General features: G+C 68.8%; 15 protein-coding genes and 2 pseudogenes. 12 read left to right on the forward strand and 5 right to left on the reverse strand.

The features are described from left to right. The first annotated feature begins 38 nt into the window (after window positions 1-38). The 7 genes from LY41_RS05310 to LY41_RS05340 all read left to right on the forward strand — a co-directional run bounded on the left by LY41_RS05310 (window position 39) and on the right by LY41_RS05340 (window position 5,847). Window positions 39-2,153 (forward strand): HelD family protein, encoded by a 2,115-nt coding sequence (locus LY41_RS05310; protein ID WP_253862655.1) that lies wholly within the window; start codon window positions 39-41, stop codon window positions 2,151-2,153. Between the two features lie 99 nt (window positions 2,154-2,252). After that, a complete protein-coding gene (locus LY41_RS05315) occupies window positions 2,253-2,732 on the forward strand; it encodes a MarR family winged helix-turn-helix transcriptional regulator (protein WP_253862656.1) in 480 nt (159 codons plus the stop codon). Window positions 2,733-2,811: 79 nt separating this feature from the next. Then, the gene (locus LY41_RS05320) at window positions 2,812-3,450 is read left to right on the forward strand and encodes a DsbA family oxidoreductase (protein ID WP_253862657.1); all 639 of its coding nucleotides are present in this window, start codon (window positions 2,812-2,814) and stop codon (window positions 3,448-3,450) included. Beyond that, complete coding sequence (locus LY41_RS05325) at window positions 3,447-3,974, forward strand: deaminase (protein WP_253862658.1); 528 nt, start codon at window positions 3,447-3,449, stop codon at window positions 3,972-3,974. Before LY41_RS05320 ends, LY41_RS05325 begins: the two co-directional genes overlap by 4 nt. Next, window positions 3,971-4,291, forward strand: a complete 321-nt coding sequence (locus LY41_RS05330) for a DMT family transporter (protein WP_253862659.1) — start codon at window positions 3,971-3,973, stop codon at window positions 4,289-4,291. Before LY41_RS05325 ends, LY41_RS05330 begins: the two co-directional genes overlap by 4 nt. A gap of 49 nt (window positions 4,292-4,340) precedes the next feature. Beyond that, window positions 4,341-4,772, forward strand: a complete 432-nt coding sequence (locus tag LY41_RS05335) for a DMT family transporter (protein ID WP_253862660.1) — start codon at window positions 4,341-4,343, stop codon at window positions 4,770-4,772. 361 nt (window positions 4,773-5,133) lie between these two features. Then, a complete protein-coding gene (locus tag LY41_RS05340; protein ID WP_253862661.1) occupies window positions 5,134-5,847 on the forward strand; it encodes a polyamine aminopropyltransferase in 714 nt (237 codons plus the stop codon). Window positions 5,848-5,867: 20 nt separating this feature from the next. Here the strand turns inward: LY41_RS05340 and LY41_RS05345 are convergent, their stop codons facing one another. Then, window positions 5,868-6,716: a LysR family transcriptional regulator gene (locus LY41_RS05345; protein WP_253862662.1), complete on the reverse strand. Its 849-nt coding sequence runs from the start codon at window positions 6,714-6,716 to the stop codon at window positions 5,868-5,870. A 174-nt stretch (window positions 6,717-6,890) separates the two neighbouring features. On the opposite strand from LY41_RS05345, the gene LY41_RS05350 reads away from it, so the two are divergent. The 3 genes from LY41_RS05350 (at window position 6,891) to LY41_RS05360 (ending at window position 9,750) form a co-directional block, all read left to right on the forward strand. Beyond that, window positions 6,891-8,135 carry a YbfB/YjiJ family MFS transporter gene (locus tag LY41_RS05350; protein WP_253862663.1) on the forward strand — a complete coding sequence of 415 codons (1,245 nt, stop codon included), beginning with the start codon at window positions 6,891-6,893 and terminating at the stop codon, window positions 8,133-8,135. A 64-nt stretch (window positions 8,136-8,199) separates the two neighbouring features. After that, window positions 8,200-8,649 (forward strand): hypothetical protein, encoded by a 450-nt coding sequence (locus LY41_RS05355; RefSeq protein WP_253862664.1) that lies wholly within the window; start codon window positions 8,200-8,202, stop codon window positions 8,647-8,649. A 165-nt stretch (window positions 8,650-8,814) separates the two neighbouring features. Next, complete coding sequence (locus tag LY41_RS05360) at window positions 8,815-9,750, forward strand: NAD(P)-dependent oxidoreductase (protein ID WP_253862665.1); 936 nt, start codon at window positions 8,815-8,817, stop codon at window positions 9,748-9,750. Between the two features lie 61 nt (window positions 9,751-9,811). Here LY41_RS05360 and LY41_RS05365 read toward each other — a convergent pair. Then, window positions 9,812-10,452, reverse strand: a pseudogene (locus LY41_RS05365) (substrate-binding domain-containing protein); the annotation flags it as partial. Here LY41_RS05365 and LY41_RS24000 point away from each other — a divergent pair. Next, a pseudogene (locus LY41_RS24000) lies at window positions 10,450-10,985 on the forward strand (TOBE domain-containing protein); the annotation flags it as partial. The pseudogenes LY41_RS05365 and LY41_RS24000 overlap by 3 nt on opposite strands. Window positions 10,986-11,090: 105 nt before the next feature. On the opposite strand, the gene LY41_RS05385 reads toward LY41_RS24000, so the two are convergent. Genes LY41_RS05385 through pglZ form a run of 3 tightly spaced genes read right to left on the reverse strand, consistent with a single transcriptional unit; the run spans window position 11,091 to window position 17,282 of the window. Next, window positions 11,091-13,202, reverse strand: coding sequence for a DEAD/DEAH box helicase (locus tag LY41_RS05385; protein WP_253862668.1), 2,112 nt, complete (start codon window positions 13,200-13,202; stop codon window positions 11,091-11,093). After that, entirely contained in the window at window positions 13,195-14,508 is a 1,314-nt protein-coding gene (brxD, locus tag LY41_RS05390; RefSeq protein ID WP_253862669.1) for a BREX system ATP-binding protein BrxD, read from the reverse strand. The genes LY41_RS05385 and brxD overlap by 8 nt, the downstream gene beginning before the upstream one ends. Then, a complete protein-coding gene (gene pglZ, locus LY41_RS05395; protein ID WP_253862670.1) occupies window positions 14,505-17,282 on the reverse strand; it encodes a BREX-2 system phosphatase PglZ in 2,778 nt (925 codons plus the stop codon). The genes brxD and pglZ overlap by 4 nt, the downstream gene beginning before the upstream one ends. A gap of 220 nt (window positions 17,283-17,502) precedes the next feature. Here pglZ and LY41_RS05400 point away from each other — a divergent pair, with 220 nt between their 5' ends. Continuing rightward, window positions 17,503-17,988 (forward strand): excisionase family DNA-binding protein, encoded by a 486-nt coding sequence (locus LY41_RS05400; RefSeq protein ID WP_253862671.1) that lies wholly within the window; start codon window positions 17,503-17,505, stop codon window positions 17,986-17,988. Window positions 17,989-17,998 lie beyond the last annotated feature (10 nt).

The following is a 17,998-nucleotide window of genomic DNA, read 5'->3' on the forward strand; positions in this document are numbered from 1 at the left end:
GGGAGGGTTTCCAGGCACTGTTCGGCCAGGAGGTGGCGTTGACCGGCGCGCAGACGCGAGACGAGGAGCAGGAGCAGGAGCACCACTACCTGTCCGAGACGCTCAACCTGCTGAGCAAGGAGCGGGAGCGACTCACCGCCGACATCGACACAGCCGCAGGTGACATCGACGCCCGCAAGAAGCACCTGTGGGACAACCTCCGCGACATGGACTTCGCCGAGAAGGCCAACTACCGCGGCGAGGTCGACCTGTCGATCAAGCTGACCGAGCACGCGGAGATGCTGCACAAGCGGGTCGAACGACTGCTGCTGTCGCCGTACTTCGGTCGCGTCGACTTCCACACCGACGGCGAGTCCGAGGCCGCGACCCACTACATCGGCGTGCACAACTTCTCGCACCCCGAGACCCAGCAGATCGTGATCCACGACTGGCGGGCACCCGTGTCCAGCCTGTTCTACGACTACGAAACCGGCCGGGCCGCCCACGAGACGCCGAAGGGCACCGCCCACGGCGACATCACGCGCAAGCGGCAGTACAAGATCTCCGGCGGGCGCCTGGAGTACATGTTCGACAGCGCGCTCAACATCGGTGACGAGATCCTGCAGCGCGAGCTCGGCGAGTCGGCCGACGACCGCATGCGCAACATCGTCGCCACGATCCAGCGCGAACAGAACGCGGTCATCCGCAACGACACCGCCGACGTGCTGATCCTGCAGGGCGTCGCGGGCTCGGGAAAGACGTCGATCGCGCTGCACCGCGTGGCGTTCCTGCTCTACCGCTTCAAGGACACGCTCTCCTCCGACAACGTCATGATCCTCTCCCCCAACAAGGTCTTCGGCGACTACATCGCCGACGTGCTGCCCGAGCTGGGCGAGGAGCGGGTCGCCGAGATCGACTTCGACCGGATCGCGAGCAGATTCCTCGACAAGGTGACCGGCCACGAGACGTTCGGCGAGCAGGTGGTCACACTCCTCGACCGGGTCGACGACGCGGCGGCCGAGCGCATGCGGTTCAAGGCCACGCCCGAGTTCGTCACGCGCCTCGACGAGTGGATCGCCTCCCTCGCCGACGAGTTCACGTCGGCCGAGATCGCGCAGCGGACGAAACGGTTGTCGGCAGACTGGGTCGCCGACGCCTTCGAGGACGCGCGGGCGATGCCGATCTTCACGCGGCTCGAGCACGTGGCCGACACCGCGGTGCACGTGCTCAAGAACGAGGTGCGCGACCGCGGCGGCACGTGGAGTGCGGCGGACACGAACGGGGTCCGCAAACAGGTGCGGGCGATGCTGCCCTACAAGGACGCCTTCGCCGTCTACAGGACCTTCTACTCCTCCGATGAGTGGCAGGACATGTTCCGGCCACTGGGCAAGAAGAAGATCGAGTACTCGGACGTGTTCCCGCTGATCTACACGATGCTCAGGACGTCCCGGCAGGAGACCTTCGGCCACATCCGGCACCTGCTGGTCGACGAGATGCAGGACTACACGGCCGTCCAGTACGCCGTGCTGCGCGAGCTGTTCTCGTGCCAGATGACGATTCTGGGCGACTCCAACCAGTCGGTGAACCCGTTCAGCTCGTCGTCCCCGGCCACGATCCACGACATCTTCCCGGACGCCGACCGTCTCGAGCTCTGCAAGAGCTACCGCTCCACGGCCGAGATCACCGAGTTCGCCCAGAACATCTCCCGCAACGACAAGCTGGTGCCCATCGAACGGCACGGGCCACCGCCGCGCGTCGTCGCCTGTGCCGACCAGCAGGCGGAGGTGCTCGACCTCGTCGACCGGCACTCCCGCAGCGACCACCGCTCGCTCGGCATCATCTGCAAAACCGTCGCGCAGGCCGCAGCCGTCCATCGCGCGGTGACGGCGGCCGGTGTCGAGGCGACCCTGCTCGACTACGACAGCACGGCCTTCGGCAGCGGCATCATCATCACCTCGGCGCACATCTCGAAGGGACTCGAGTTCGACCACGTCGTCGTGCCCGGCGCCGACGACGAGAACTACGTCAGCGAGATGGACAAGTGCATGCTCTACATCGCCTGCACCAGGGCCATGCACGAGCTCCACGTCATCCACGAGGGGCCGCCGTCGCGCTTCCTGTCCTTCGCCGCGGATTCCGGCACCGCAGTGGTGACGCAGGCGGCGCCGCGGTAGACAGCGCCGGGAGACAGTGCCGCGGGGAACACCGCTGCGGTAGCCGGCTCCGCGCGGGCGCCGAGGTGACAGCGAGCCGGCCCGTGCTAAAGTAGTTGCATGTGCAGTCAGCCATCAACGCCGGTGCCCCCACTGGGAGGCGAGGCGAGCGTCGCCTGGTCGCGCGTGGCGGTGTTCGCGTCCGCAATGGACGCGAACCTGGACGCGTGGCTGGCCGACACCTACCGCATCGGGCTGACCGAGTTCCGGGCACTGGGTTTCCTGAGCCAGTCGCCGGACAAGGAACTCCGCGTCAACGACCTGGCACAACGTGTCGGACTCAACCCGAGCTCGGCGACCCGCCTCGTGAGCCGCCTGGAAACCAAAGGTCTCGCCCGTCGCGACGTGTGCGAGGACGACGGACGAGGTGTCTACGCCGTCATCGACGAACCGGGAGAGGCGCTCCTGCGCGAGGTCCGCGAGCCCTACGAGGCACGTATTCGAGAACTACTGAGCCGGCCCGCCGCACACTTCCCCCACCTGGACGCCGAGCCGACCGCCGCGGCACTGGCCACGGTCGAATCCCTCCTCACGTCCTGACCCGGCCACCGGGGCCGCCACGGCCCCACTGTGTTGTCAGATACCTGCATGTACAGGCAACCAAAAGAAAGGACCGTTCATGACGACCCGGATCGATGTGTTCGTGGACTACGTGTGCCCGTTCTGCTTCCTCGTGGAGCCGGCGATCGACGAGCTCAAGCGCGAGCGGGATGTCGAGGTCACGATCAGGCCCTTCGAGCTGCGGCCCGACCCGATACCCACGCTCAGGCCGGAGGACGACTACCTGCCGCGCGTCTGGAAGGACGCCGTCCATCCGATGGCCGACCGCGTCGGCGTTCCGGTGACGCTGCCCTCGGTCTCGCCGCAACCGCGGACGGAGAAGGCGTTCACGGTGCTGCAGCTCGCGCAGGAGCGGGGCCTCGCCGAGGCCTACACCACGGCGATGTTCTCCGCGTTCTTCCAGCAGGACCGCGACATCGGCCTCGACGCCGTGATCATCGACGTCGCCACGTCGGTCGGTCTCGACCGGCACGAGGCGGAGGAAGCCCTGCGCAGTGAGCAGCGTCGCGCCACCCGGCGCGCCGATCAGGACCGTGCGGTGCACACCGTCGGGATCGATGCGGTACCCGGCATCCTCGTCGAGGGTCGGCTACTGCACGGAGTTCCGTCCGCCGCACGGCTGAAGGAGGCCGTCGATCACGTCGGCCGGCAGGCGGACGCCGCCCGGCCGGAACCGCCCGAGCAGGGGCAGTCATGAGCGCGACGGATGCGGACCTGCTCCCCGTGATGGACGACGCGATCGAGTCCTGCCTCGCGCACGTCGATGCGGGCGGGCTCCCGTTCGTGGGTGTGCTCGTGAACGCCGCCGGGCAAGTGTTGTCGGAGTTCGGCGTGAATCGGGTCGCCGAGACCCGCGACCCGATGGCCCACGCCGAGATCGTCGCCATGCGCGATGCGACGGCGGCGCACGCCCTCGACACCCTCGCCGGCACCGTCCTGCTCGCCACGGGAGAGCCGTGCGGTCTGTGCTACCGGTACGCGATCGACCGCGGCATCGATGCGATCCACGTCGCCGTCGATCGCGACGAGGTCGCCTCGTTCGGCTTCGACTACCGCCCCAGCTACCCCGCGTTCGGCATCACCGACACCCGTCGTGCCGAGCTGTTCCGGCCGCTGCCGACCCCGCGCGGCACCGACCCCTTCACCCGATACCTGCACCGGAACACGTCCGTTCCCGCGTTCCCGACACCGAACACCGCACCGAAAGGACCATCGTCATGAGCTGGCTCTACCTGGCCGTCGCCGTCGTATTCGAGGCCGCCGTCGGTATTTCCGCCGGCAACGCCGACGGATTCAAAAAGCTCTGGTGGACCGTTGCGACGCTCGTCAGCGGCGCCATCGCCACGCTGTTTCTCAGCCTCGCGCTGCTCACCTTCGACGTCGGCGTCGGCTACGCCCTGTGGACCTCCCTGGCGGGCGTCGGAATCGTCGTCATCGGCGCCGGATTCCTCTCCCAGAAGCTGACCTGGAAGAAGCTCCTCGGCATCGCCATCGTCATCGGCGGCGTCGTCGGCCTCAATCTCGCCGGCGCCTCCTGACGCCTTGCCGCCGCACACCCTGCACACCGCTGCGAAAGGACCCGCTCTCGTGACCACCGCCTCCGCCTCCGCTACCACCGGCACGCCCGCACCCGTACCCGAGAAGAGAGGCAAGCCGTGGCTCGCCCTGCTCGTCGCCGGGGCGTTCGAGGTCGGGTACGCCCTCAGCGTCAACGGCAGCGCCGGGTTCACCGACCCGCTCTGGTCGAGTATCGCCGTCGTGTTCTTCCTGTTCACGCTGTTCTTCCTCAGCGTCGCGCTCAAGAAGATCGACGTCGGCGTCGGCTACGCCGTCTGGGCGGGCATCGGGGCCATCGGCGCCGCCGTCCTCGGCCCCGTGTTCTTCGACGAGACCCTCACGCCGCTCAAGGCGTTCTGGCTGGCGGTCGTCATCGCGGGTGTCGTCTGGCTCAAACTCGCCGACAGCCCCAAGCTCGACGGCCCCAAGCCCGCCCGCGCCGAGACCGACACGACGAGCTGAGAACGTCGCTGCGACGACGGCAGGTCCTGCCCGCGGAATCACTCCGACCGCGGGCAGGACCTGCGCCGCGCTCTCCGGTCGGCCCGGCGCGGGAAAGCTGTGCGCACCACCGTGTCTGACCCCGACGCCGCTCGGGCTTGCAATCCGGTGAAACGGCAGTTCACCGCCGGTGCACCGAACCGGTTGCGGGTGGCCGACTGTACGCACGTGGCATCGTGGGCCGACACCGTCTATGTTGCGTTCGCCAACGATACGTTCTCCCGCACAATCGTCGGCTGGACGGTGAGCATGTCCCACCGGCTGCACGAGGCCCGTAACTACCGGCCTCCGGCGACCCGCAACCGAAGGTGAGCACGTAACCATGCGTTTTCAGGAACTCGACTGGCAGCGGACCCCGATGGGCGAGCTGTCGTTGCGGGTCCGCCGTGACCCCGCGCTCGATCGCGACGTCCACGAGATCAAACTCGACGACGAGTTCCTCATGTCCAGCCTGTTCACCGTGTCGGAGACCGAACTGGGCAACCGGGCCGTCGCGCAGCTGGACGGGACGGACCTCGACATGGCCGTCGGCGGGCTCGGACTCGGCTGCACCGCGGGTGCGGTGCTGGACGACGACCGGGTGCGTTCCCTGGTCGTCGTCGACGCCCTCGCCCCGGTGATCGACTGGCACGAACGCGGACTGCTCCCTGCCGGGGAGACGCTCACCGCCGATCCGCGGTGCCGGTTCGTCCACGGCGATTTCTTCGCCATGGTCGCCTCGGGACAGGGGTTCGATCCGCAGGAGCCGGGCCGCCGGTTCGACGCCGTCGTCGTCGACATCGACCACTCCCCGCGGCACGTGCTGCACGAGAGCCACACCGGTTTCTACCTGCCCGACGGGCTCGCCGCGCTGCGCGAGCGGCTGCGGCCGGGCGGCGTGTTCGCCCTCTGGTCCGACGACCCGCCCGACGACGAGTTCACCGCTGTACTCGGCGAGCAGTTCACGGACGTGACCGCGGAGGTCGTGACCTTCGACAATCCCCTGCTGCGACGCGAGGCCACCAGCACCGTCTACCTCGCCCGCCGCCCGCGCTGACCCGCGACCGCGCGAACCGGTCACCGCACCGGCGTGCCGGTGGCGGCGTCGAGGAAGTGGCGGATCAGCGCACCGGCCGTGGCAGGCACGTACGCCAGGCGGACCGGCACCGGCGGCGCTCCGGTCAGCGGGATGAAGCGGACACCGGAATGGTTGCTGCGGCGGGCCGCCATGACGGGCACGACGCCGATGCCGCGGTCCGCGGCAACGTTTTCGAGCCACTCGTCGTAATTGGTGCAGGTCACGATCTCGACGGAGCGCTCGCCGCCCGGCCACGACCAGTCCCCCGTGGTGCCGGACACCGTGTTGACGACCAGCGGCCACGCCGGGATCTCCTCCCAGTCGAGCAGCTGCCGATCCGCCAGGCCGGACCGGGTGGACACGACGGCGACGCGGTCCTCGTCGAACAGGTGCACATCCGCCGCCCCGCCGAGGTCGGGGTCACCGCGCACGAGCGCCACATCGACGTCGGCCCGGTGCAGCGCCGCCACCGGATCGTCGCGCCGCATCACCGTGACGGTGGCACCGGTCGCGTTCTCGAACGCGGCGGCGGTGTCCTGGGCCCACGGATCGGGAAGCAGCCAGCTGAATCCGAGCCGCAGGGTCCGCTGGACCCCGACGGCCGCGAGCGCCTGCCCGAGCTCGCCGAGAATCCGTTCGGCGTGGCCGAGGAACTGCTGCCCGACGCTCGTCACGCGGACGTGACGGGTACTGCGCTCCAGTAGCCGCACCTGCAGTATCGCCTCCAGCTGCTGGACGGTGCGGGACAGCACCGGTTGAGTGAGGCTCAGTTCGGCGGCGGCGCGGGTGTACGAACGGTGCTGGACGACGGCGACGAACGCCCGCAGATGCCGCAGTTCCACATCCATGTCTGGGGAACATAGACCCACCGCACCAAGCATTTCACGGCGGCACCCCGGAGTACCTAGCGTGGGCGTACCTGGCGGGGGCAGCGCCTGCTCGGGATGCCGGGCGGACCGCGTCGCAGGCTCGCGACGGCATGTCGACACCGGAGGTACGGATCGGTGAGAGCGGTGGGATCGGTGGACACCCGCCCGGAACGGGACGGCGAGCAGTGCCGCCCGGCCTGGCAGGTAGTGGTGCAGGGTGCGTTCGCGCTGGCGGCGGCGATGGGCATCGGCCGGTTCGTGTTCACTCCGATCCTGCCACTGATGCAGGCGCAGGCCGGCATGAGCGCGCAGACCGGCAACGCGCTGGCCACCGCGAACTACCTGGGATACCTGACCGGTGCGGTCGCGGCCATCGTGCTGCCACGGCTCGCGCGGTCGATTCCGGCTTTGCGGACGTGTCTGGTGCTGCTGACGGCCACGCTGGCCGGAATGGCGGTCACGACCGACACGGTGGCCTGGCTGGGGATGCGTGCCGTGGCCGGCGTCGCGAGCGCACTGATCTTCGTGATCGCATCGAACGCCACGTTGCAGCGGCTACGCAGCCACGCGCAGCACCTCACGGGATGGGTGTACTGCGGCGTCGGCGCGGGAATCGCGGTGTCCGGCCTGTGCGTGCTCGCCGTCGACGCGGCCGGCGGCTGGCAACTGACGTGGTGGGTCGCAGCGACGCTGACCACGGCGCTCGCCGCGGTGGCGTGGCGGCTGCCCGCACCGCAGGCCGCGGTGGTACCGCCGAATTCCCACACCGGGCGCGGTCGCCTGCGGTTCGCGGTGCTGCTGGCCGGCTACACCCTCGAAGGTGCCGGTTACATCATCGCGGGCACGTTCCTGGTCGCGGCACTGTCCCGCACCGGCCCTGGGTGGCTGGGCAACGGAGCCTGGGTGCTGGTCGGACTGGCTGCCGCACCGTCGTGCGTGCTCTGGGCCGCAGCAGCCCAGCGCGTCTCGCGGCCGAGCCTGCTGACCGGTGCACTGCTGCTCCAGGCGGTGGGCATGGCGCTACCGGCACTGTTCGGCGGCATCGCGGTGGCACTGGTGTCGGCGGTGTTGTTCGGCGGCACGTTCATGGGCATCACCACCCTGGCGCTCGCGACCGGGTCCCACCTGGGCGTTCCACGGGCCACGGCGCTGCTGACCGCGGGCTACAGCCTCGGACAGGTACTCGGACCGCTGGGGGTGGCGCCGTTGCTGGCCCGGGGCTACGGACCGGCGCTGCTCGTCGCGGCCGGCCTCGCCGCGACGGCCGCGGCGGCCACCGCACTGCTACGGCTCCGCTCCCCCGCGGCCGGTCCGGGGAGCGGCACCGATCCCGGTGCTCACCCCGGCTCCGCAGGCCCGCCGGAAGGCGCGTCTCCGCGCGGCCGCGCCGCGACGTGAACGAGGCGCACCCGTCGGCCGCTAGGCTCGCCCCGTCCGGCCGATCACACGAAAGGGACTCCACGTGCCGTCGTTCGCCCTCCGCCGCACCGACTTCCACGGCCTGCGGGACGTCGGCGGCCGGCACCTCAAGGTCTACACCATCAGCGCCGACGGGAATCCGACCGGCGAGGCGCTGCTGGAATCGGCCGTCGGCATCGCGAGCACCGTGTTGCCCGACGCTCCCGCTCCGGGCGGCTGCGGTTTCGTGATCGTGCACCGCGGCGAGGACTCCACCTGGCTGCTGGTGCACTGGTGGGACGGCGACATCCTCTGCCAGCGCCTCTTCCGCGGCGGCGAGGGCGGCGAGTTCGTGCCCGCGCAGCCGGAGCTGTTCGCGTGTGTGTGGGAGCTGCACGTCATCGACCACGAGCGGCGCAGCTGGGCCGTACACGTACTCGGGACGGGCGACGTCGACGGCTATCTCGGCGACACCCTCACCGTCCCCGCGGGGGCCGAGCTCACGACGGGCTGACGCCCCGCACTCCGTCCATCCACTGGGGCGGCACAACCCGCCATTTTCCTCACGGTAAGTACCGCACAATCAAGTGCGTACTGTACAGCGACGGCGGTTCTCCCGAGACTCGTGACATCCGGTCGGCACTACTCCGGTCGGCGCTACTGCGGAGGAGAGAACCCGATGTCAGAAACCGCGCGGACCACGGTGACCGTTCTCGGGCTCGGTCCCATGGGACGAGCGCTCGTACACGCTCTGCTCGACGCGGGCGAGACGGTGACGGTGTGGAACCGCACGCCGAGCAGGGCGGAACCGTTGCTGAGGCAGGGCGCCCGGTGGGCGGCCTCGGCGGGCGAGGCCGTCGCGTCCAGTCCCGTCACGCTGGTCACCGTCGTCGACCACGATGCCGCCGACGCGATCCTGTCCACCGCGGGCCCCGCTCTCGAAGATCGGACCGTCGTCGGGCTGACCAGCGACACGCCCGGCCGCGCCCGGACGACCGCCGAGCTGATCACCGCACACGGCGGGCACTACCTCGACGGTGCGATCCTCACGCCCGCCTACACCATCGGCACGTCGTCGGCCTCGATTCTGTTGTCCGGCCGGGAGGAGCTGTTCACGACCGTGCGACCGCTGCTGCGGAAGCTGGCCACTCCCACCCTGCTCGGCGACGAGCCGGGACGCGCCGCGGCATTCGACGTCGCGCTGCTCGATCTGTTCTGGACCACGATGTCGGGGTATCTGCACGCCATGACGTTGGCGCGCGCCGAGGGAATCGCACCGAACGAGTTCCTGCCGTTCGCGCACGGTATCCGGGAGATTCTGCCCGCGATCTTCGACGACCTGGCCGACCGCGTGGAACACGGCCGGCACGACGATCCGACGTCGACGCTCGACTCCGTCCGGTCCTCGCTCACGCACCTCGTCTCGGCGTCGCAGGACCGCGGTCTCGACAGCGCGGCCCTCGACGGCCTGCTCCGTCGCGTCCGCGACGCCGAGCAGGCCGGCTACGGACAGGACGAGATCAGCCGCATCACCGACACCCTGCAGCACGGCCGTACGGCACCGGCTTCGTCGCCGACGGGACGCCGAGATCCGACGGCCGTGTCCTCGCGGTGAGCATCTCGCTCGGCCGGCTCGCGCCCCTGCCCGGCGCCGGTGCCGATCATCGCGGCGCAGGCTAGGCCTTCCTCGCCGCCGTCGAACCGCGCACGACGAGCTCGGGCTGGAAGAGGTACTCACCGGTGGTCGCACTCGCACCCCCTATCTCGTCGAGCAGGGTGCGCACGGCGGCGGTGGCCATCGCGGAAACCTGTTGCTGCACGGTCGTCAACGGCGGGTCGGCGAAGGCGATCAACGGCGAGTCGTCGTAGCCGACCACGGAGAAGTCCCCCGGCACCGAGAGGCCGCGCTTGCGCGCGACCCGGATCGCACCGAGCGCCATGAGATCGCTGCCGCACACCACCGCGGTGCAGCCCTTCTCCAGCAGGTGCCACGCGGCGGAATGCCCACCTTCGACGGAGAACAGCGAACGCACGACGAGCTGATCCACGTCCTCGCTGCCGACCGCAGGCGCCATCAGCTCCCGGAACCGGGCCGCCTTGCGCTGCGCAGGTGTGCCAAGGCGCGCTCGACCGCGGCCCCGTCGTCGGAGAAGAACGGAGCCGCGATGTCCTCGGCGTAGCCGTTGAGGAACACCAGCGGCAGCCCGGACGCGACGAGCCCTTCGTAGCGCGCGTGACTCGCGGTGGTGTCGGCGTGCAGTCCGGACACGAACGCGATGCCCGACACTCCGCGGTCCGTGAGCGTCTCGATTAACTCGGCACGACCACGATCTACGTCACGCACGATCAGATCGAAGCGATGACGATGGGACACCGGGTCGCTGTACTCAAGGACGGCACGCTGCAACACTGCGACACCCCGCGCAACCTGTACGAACGCCCGGTCAATGCGTTCGTCGCCGGGTTCATCGGCTCGCCGGCCATGAATCTGAAGACGGTCGCCGTCGGCGACGACGGTGCGCGTCTCGACGGGCTCAGTGTCCCGCTGCCGCGCGCCACGCTGGCCGCATCCGGGGACACCTGACCCTCGGCGTCCGGCCGGAATCGTTCCGGCTGGCCGGTGCGGGAGAGGACCGCACGGCGATGACCGTCGAGCTGGTGGAGGAACTCGGCGCGGATGCCTACGTGCACGGCTCGGTGCGTGTCGGGAAGCAGGCCGAGCGATTCGTCGTCCGTGCCGACGGCTGCACCCCGCCGAAACTCGGTGAGACCGTCAAGGTTGCGATCGCCAGCCTCGAGGACGTGTACGCGCTCCACGCCGACACCGGATTGCGGCTGCCGACCGGCTAGGACGACCGGGTGGACTCGGCTTCGGCTGCGGGACGCCGCCGAACCGGCCGTCGCCGTCGACGCGAAAGGGCAAAGGTGTCGGAGTCCGGACGGATAGTCGTAACATCACGACGTCGAACGCCCGGTGTAGGCGACGGGCTCCTGCAGGACCTCATTGGCGTGCGGATGATCGGCCAGGCGCGCCGCGATCGTGTCGATCGCGAGGTCGGGCGGCAAGGCGGCGGAGAACTTCAGGCCGGCGACAGCACCGCTGTTGACATACGGATTGCGTGTCCCGGCGCCCGCGATCGCGGCCAGGATCGCGGGCCGGGACAGCCCGGGAACCAACCTCAGCGACCGGTCCGTCACGCGTTGCCGACCGTCGACGATGGTCGGCAACGATGCCTGCAGCGTTCGGTTCACGGCGTTCCCTGCCCAGGTCCACCACTGGAGATCACCCGACGACGACTCGGCAACCACGGTCCCCGAGTCCGTGAGGTGTTCCTCGTGCGTCTCCCGCAGCTCCTCGAGCACCCGCCGTGCACGCCGCGTCAACGTCACATCCGAGGGATCGTTGCCGAACAACACGTCGCGCATGCCACGCGTGACCTCGAAGGACAGGCCGCCACTGCCGATCCCCCATTTCGCTTTCCCGGCACGCTCGCTGGGCTGGACCCACACGCGGCGGCGACTCCAGTCGGTCGAGTACACGTCCCAGTTGTTGCCGGCGAGCAGTAACGTCCGCGGCCCGTCGACCTCCTCCACGAGCAGTTCGCTGTCGACCGTGCCGAGTTCCTCACGGCCGTGGAGCACGGTGAACTCCGGTGCGGCACTGAACACCGCGGTCAGGTCCGAGAAGTAGCGGCGACCGAACCGTCGTTCCGCTTCCGGGCCGATGAACAGGAACTCGCCGTCGTTCTCCAGATATCCCTCGGCGCGCAGGAACGCCACGATGTCCTGAGCGTGTTCGTCGAACAGGTCCAGTTCGCCCCACCAGCTCGGCCACGTGTTGCCGCCGATGCGGTGTTCCTGCAAACACAGCGCCATCAGCTGCTGTGCCGCGATATGCCGGGGCACCGGTGGCGGCACGACAGGCTCCACCCACCCCTGCGCCCATCGCCACAACAGCCCTGCGGCATGCAGCACGGCATCGTCGTCCACACACAAAAACAGGCAGTTGCGGGCTGTGCCGGCCCGCCTGCCGCTGCGGCCGAGGCGTTGCAGGAACGACGACACGGTGCGGGGCGCGTCGATCTGGATGACCCGATCCAGATCGCCAACATCGATACCGAGCTCGAGTGTGGACGTCGCTACGATCACCGTGTTGCTCGACTCTGCGAACGCAGCTTCGGACCTACGCCGCTCGGCAGCCGACAGCGACGAGTGCGACAGATAGGTGTCCACTCCGTGTCCCCGCAGGACCGCACCGAGCTCCTCGGCTCTGCGCCTGCTCTCCACGAACACGAGGCGCTTTTCACCGGCATGCAACGACGCGATCACCTTGCCCGCGTTGGCGATCGAACCGACATGGTCCAGGGTGATCTCGGGTTCGGCGACCGACTCCGTAACGGTCGGTGTGACGACCCGGCGGCGCTCGTGCGGCCGGCCGCCCTGCAGCCACCGGACGAGCTCCTCCGGATTTCCTACGGTGGCGGAGAGTCCGATGCGTTGGAGGCTGCGGCCGACCGTGCGAGACAGCCGTTCCAACACCGCTTGCACATGCCAACCCCGATCGTCGCCGGCGAACGCGTGAATCTCGTCGATCACGACGGCGCGTAGGCCGGCGAACAGCACGCGCGGGTCGACCTTCGCCGAGACCAGCATCGATTCGATCGACTCGGGGGTCGTGAGCAGGATGTCGGGTCGGTCGCGGAGGATGCGCCTTCTCGCCGACTGACCTACATCGCCGTGCCAGAGCGCAGCCGATCGGCCGAGCCACGCGGTGTACGACTCCAACCGCGGGTGCAAGTTGTTCAGCAGCGCACGGAGGGGACAGATATAGAGCACCGAGGTGCCCTGCCAATTCTCCTCGGCCATTCTGCTCAGCAACGGCAGTACCGCCGCCTCGGTTTTCCCGCCTGCGGTCGGCGCGACCAGGAGACAGTCCTGACCGGCAACCACCGGGTTCACCGCCGCCTGCTGCAAGGGGCGCAAGCCGTCCCACCGCAGCGTATTCGCGAGGTGGTACTGCACCGCAGGGTGCAGTGTATCGACCGGGTCGGCGGCACCGTCAGACATCGAGATCGATATCGTCGGCGGAGCGTGTGGCCGCTGCTTCTCGCTCGGCATCGTTGAGCTCGGCGGGCGTGATCGTGACGTCGTAGTCGGTGCGTGGGTCGAAGTCGGGGTGCAGTTCGATCGTGTCCAGGACGTCGACCAGCTTGCGCAGGAACAGCCGCGGGGCTGTGCCGACCTTGCCGCCGAGCCCACCGGCTACCGACGAGGCGAATGCCCGGAGGAACTCGTCGTCAGCGGTCCGTCGAATCCGCTCCGCATCCTCGACGTCCGCGGTGAACAGAGCACGTACCCGCGTGCCGAGCTCCACGAGCTTGTCGAGATCGAATCCGCTCAGTCGCAACTGCGGTGCACGTGGGTTGTCGAACCGCGGATCACGGGAGAAGTCGGCGTGCAACCGGTCGGCCAGCGGCGGCAGAAGCTGGATCCCCTGGCGTCCCTCGAAGAATGCCGGTGTTCCGGTGATCAGGAGATACAGCCCGGGGAAACTGCCGTCGTGCACCTCGTCCATCAACTGCCGCAGAGCGTTGAGCGCTTTCGCGCGTGCATCGCTACGAACCCGCTGCAGCGTCTCGACCTCGTCCAGGACGAGCAACAACCCGGAGTGGCCGGAATCGCGCAGGATGGCCAGTAGTCCCTTGAGGAAGCCGAACGCGAGGTAATGGTCGAGATCGCCCTTGACTCCCGCAAGGCGTTTCACGTTGGCAGCGACGTGTGGCTGGCCGCCCAACCAGGCGATGAGGCCGTCGGCGGCTTCGTTGTCCTCCGCCGCAACAAGCTTCCGATAGGTCCGGATGGCCATGGGGAATACCGGCGCACGAGCGGCGACCTCGGACAGTCGCTGTTCCAGCAACGCCTCGACCGCCTCGTCGGAAACCTCGCCATGCTCGTCGGCAGCGTCGGATTCCACGGTGAACAACCAGGAATCCACGATCGGACGCAGCGCACTCGGCGGGAGCGTATCGGTCCGCAACGACTCGATCATGCGGCGATACACGGTCTCCAGCCGGTGCAGCGGCGTGTCGATCTCGTTGATCTGGACCTCGGTGCTGGCAAAGCCCTTCTTGCGGGCGGTGTCGGCGAGCCACCGGGCGAAAAAGGTCTTGCCTGCCCCGTAATCACCCCGCACGGCTTTGAATACCGCGCCGCCACTGCCCACGGCATCGAGCTCCGCGCCGCACTCGGTGGCGAACTTGTCGAGGCCGACGGCGAGTTGATCGAGGCCGTGCGCGGGTACGGTGCCGCGTCGGAGCGCGGCAAGGACCTCACGCCGACGGCGCGGTGAGATCGCCCCCTGTGGACCGGTCACCGCGTTACTCCGAACTGCTCGCGAAGCGTCGTTTCGTCCAGGACGACATCGCCTGACTCCTGCTCGTACTGGATGACCACGTAGCCCTCGATGTCGAGCAGTCGTTTGAGGAGTGACAGGGCGCCGCGCAACCGGGACGTGTGTACGCCCAAAGCTGTGCACGCCTCCTTGGCCGGGATTCGCCGTTCGGGGTTGGACAGTAGCGCCTCCAGCAGTGCACGAATGTGCTCCTCGCGCACAGGCATGCGTTTCGCGTTCGCCACCTGCTGTTTGAAGGTCTTCGACGCGAGTACCGCCTTCGCGAGCTTCTTGGCTTCCGCATCGACTGCGTCGGGCTCGGTTTCGGCTGCGGTCGGCTTGGCCGGGGCGAGGTCGAACAGCGCGTCCGGCTGCGCCGGTTCCGCTGTTGTGACCGCCGGGGGCGTAGCCGCCGCGGCGGGTACCGGCCTGTCCCACCACTCCGGTTTCGGATCCGGGAGAGCACCGAGTTCGGACTTCGGCGGAGCCTGCCCCGCGTGCAGCACCACTACCGGCACAACGACTTCGGCCGGGCAGCCCCCGCCGTGATATCCGGCGTTGAGTGGGCCGTAGCGGAGGCGTTCGTTGACGGCGAGCACGGCGCTGCCCCCGGCTGTCAGCACCCGTGGTCCGCGCACCAGCACTTCGCCGTCCGTCGGAGGCTCGGCGGTGACGTCCGCCCTGGCACGGGCGCCGTACGTCGCGTCGTGCTGGTGGAGCTCTCCCTCACGCCGTTCGATGACGTGGCCGTGATCGGAGGTGATCACCACGCTGCGGCCTGCGCGGCGCGCCGCCTCGAGCAGCGGTTTGAGGTGCTTGACCGCACCCAGGTTCCAGTCGATTCCCGCGGGGTCGGTGTGGTGCAGTGCGTCGTCGACCGTGTTGAGCACAGCACCTACGAGCGGGTGCCGCGCGGTGTCCGCCACGGCGTTCTGGATGTCGCTGCTGAGCGCGTGGCCGGCTGCGGAGGTGTCCAGGTCCTTCTTGTGATAGAGCGGCGCACGTTTGGCACCGCCCGCGGAGGCCTCGGGGAGCCCCGCGCGTTTGAGCTGTTCGGCGAAGCCCTGGCTTTCCGCGTCGTCGTTGCCGTGACGGAGCTCGCCACACAGCAGCGAGGTCCGGCTGAACTCGGTCAGCGTCGGCAACACGGCCAGCGCTGCACCACGTTCGCTGTTTCCCGGCAAGGCGTGCTCGACCCACCCGATCCGGCCGGCGTCATCGACGAGTTTGCTCGCGATGGCCATGCTGAGCCCGTCGATCACCAGCAGGAGCGTCGGCTGACGGTTAGCCAGCGGCGCCACGATCGTGGGCAGTACCTGCTCCACGCCGAGCACTCCGTCGCCCGAAGCGTTCGCCAGCGCGTTGCCGAAGGCGCGGTCGTGGGCGTCTCGCCGCGTCCGGACGAGCGCCAGCACCCGGCCGAGCTCCTCGGCCAGTGTCGTGTCCGCGGCACCGCGAGCCACGTCGTTGACTGCGCTGTCGACCCAGCTGTCGAAACCGGTGTGCCGTCGCAGTAGCGCTCCGAGATCTCGTTGTTCGGCCGGCGCCACAGACGTGTCAACGGCCAGCCAGCGGACCAGCCGCATCGCGGATTCGACGCTCCGCACGGTGTCGTCGCCGGCTGCGAGGTAATGTCCTCGGACGTTGGCGAGCGCTGCCTCGGCCGCCGTCAGGTCGCCGGTCACCAACGGAGTGTCGGGCTCCGCGGCCTCCGCGGACACCTCCGCGACGAGCGGCCGGATGGCTTCGGCCAGGTCACTCAGGCGCGCATTCAGCCCGTCAGGCAGCAGATCAGAGGTGCGGACGAGATCCGTGAGGCCCAGTTCCCTGACACGTCCATTGGCCGAGTGCAGGGCCTCGTGTGCGGCTTCCCGGTCCAACCATGTGGTCACCAGGCCGGCCGCTTCGGCATTCCAGCTGGCCAAGGTGCTCGGGTTCAGCCGGCCGAGACCGTACGTTCCCGCGAACTGGCCCGCAGCGTGACTCGCCGAGAGCTCCGGCGAGTTGAGCAGTCCCGCGACAATGCCGAGCGGCACGATGTCGGCTACCCGACCAGCGCTCAGCAGTGTGCGCACCGGATGCGCTGCCAGACCGCAATGCCCGGCAAGCCAGTCGATGACCTCCTCGGTCAGTGCATCCCCACCCGATTTCCGCAGGTTCGCAAGCTGCGATGTGGCGTCACGCGTGACGGTCCACACCATGATCGAGGTGATGTCCACCTCCGCGCCGTCCTCGGCGATGCCGAGTTTCGCTCGTGCCACGCTGCCCAGGGCGTGGTCCCGGGTCAGTACCCCACCCGGAGCGGGCGGGAAGTGATGTTCGGCGAGCGTGGCGAGCAGACCGCCGGCGAGCTCACGTGGCTTGTCCCCCGACGCCTGCAGCTGGGAATCGAGTCGCTCGGCACCGAATCGTTGCTGCACGGCTTGCCACGGATCAGGGGTGCGCAGGCGATTGCCGAGCAGGTGCGCGAGGACACCACCGCCGAGGTCGTCACGAGTGCACGGGGTCAGCACGACGACCCAGTCGACGTCGGGTGCACCGTGCAACGCTTCCCACACGGCCAGCGTGGACGGGCACGCGGCGACGCGGACGGCTCGGCCACGGTGAGTGAACTGCTCGGGGCCGTCCCACTCTGCACCGGCCTGCACACCGAGCACGCCTCCGCGGTAGTTCTTGTCCACCAGGCTGTCCAGCAGTGCTCGCACCACGGCGGGACTAGCCGTCATCAGCGTGTGCCCGTCCACGGTCACCGCCATCGACAGCTCCTATCGTTCATGGTTCGTCCCCTGGCGGGCGAGATCCGAGTCGCACGGCGTCGATGGGGCGGCGCCGATGGATCAGCCCGGCCGATGACTAAACGCGGCCTCTTGCATGCTATCGGTTCGGGTCACAGGAACCGGGAGCATCCTCGTGCGCTACAGCGACCTCACAACCTGTCGATTTTCGTTTTGTTCGTTTTAAAGCTATGATGCTGGTATGGCCGCTGCGATGAGTGACCGCACCGTGCTCCCTCCGGAGCAGCCGCAACAACTGATCGAACTGATCGCTGCCCTCGACGAGGACACCGAGTCCGGCGCGCCGGCCCTGGTCACACGAAGTGGGCGGCACGTCGCGATGCCGGATGAGCTGTACGACGTCCTGCGCAATGTCCTCGGTTCACTGGCACACGGTATGGCGATCACGGTCGCACCGACGCACACGACCCTGACCACCGGAGAAGCGGCACAGCTACTCGGCGTGTCGCGACCGACACTGGTACGACTGCTCGAAGAGGGCTCCGTCCCGTACGAACAGCCCGCCAGGCACCGCAAGATCAAACTCGGTGACCTGCTAGCCTACCGCGAGCGTGCTCGGCGCAGCCGTGCGGCCGGCCTGGATGAAATGGTCCACGAGGCCGAGGAAGCAGGCTTGTACGAACTTCCGGACGATGCGGCGATCGAGCGGCTGTCCACCACCGACTGACCCGTAGATC

This window comes from Prauserella halophila, assembly GCF_024171895.1.
Classification (GTDB): Bacteria; Actinomycetota; Actinomycetes; order Mycobacteriales; family Pseudonocardiaceae; genus Prauserella; species Prauserella halophila.

Coding starts and splice junctions, on each gene's coding strand:
- LY41_RS05315 (WP_253862656.1), top strand. CDS start 2,253: ATGTGCAGTCAGCCATCAACGCCGGTGCCCCCACTGGGAGGCGAGGCG.
- LY41_RS05320 (WP_253862657.1), top strand. CDS start 2,812: ATGACGACCCGGATCGATGTGTTCGTGGACTACGTGTGCCCGTTCTGC.
- LY41_RS05325 (WP_253862658.1), top strand. CDS start 3,447: ATGAGCGCGACGGATGCGGACCTGCTCCCCGTGATGGACGACGCGATC.
- LY41_RS05330 (WP_253862659.1), top strand. CDS start 3,971: ATGAGCTGGCTCTACCTGGCCGTCGCCGTCGTATTCGAGGCCGCCGTC.
- LY41_RS05340 (WP_253862661.1), top strand. CDS start 5,134: ATGCGTTTTCAGGAACTCGACTGGCAGCGGACCCCGATGGGCGAGCTG.
- LY41_RS05345 (WP_253862662.1), bottom strand. CDS start 6,716: ATGGATGTGGAACTGCGGCATCTGCGGGCGTTCGTCGCCGTCGTCCAG.
- LY41_RS05360 (WP_253862665.1), top strand. CDS start 8,815: ATGTCAGAAACCGCGCGGACCACGGTGACCGTTCTCGGGCTCGGTCCC.
- LY41_RS05385 (WP_253862668.1), bottom strand. CDS start 13,202: ATGTCTGACGGTGCCGCCGACCCGGTCGATACACTGCACCCTGCGGTG.
- pglZ (WP_253862670.1), bottom strand. CDS start 17,282: ATGGCGGTGACCGTGGACGGGCACACGCTGATGACGGCTAGTCCCGCC.
- LY41_RS05400 (WP_253862671.1), top strand. CDS start 17,503: ATGGCCGCTGCGATGAGTGACCGCACCGTGCTCCCTCCGGAGCAGCCG.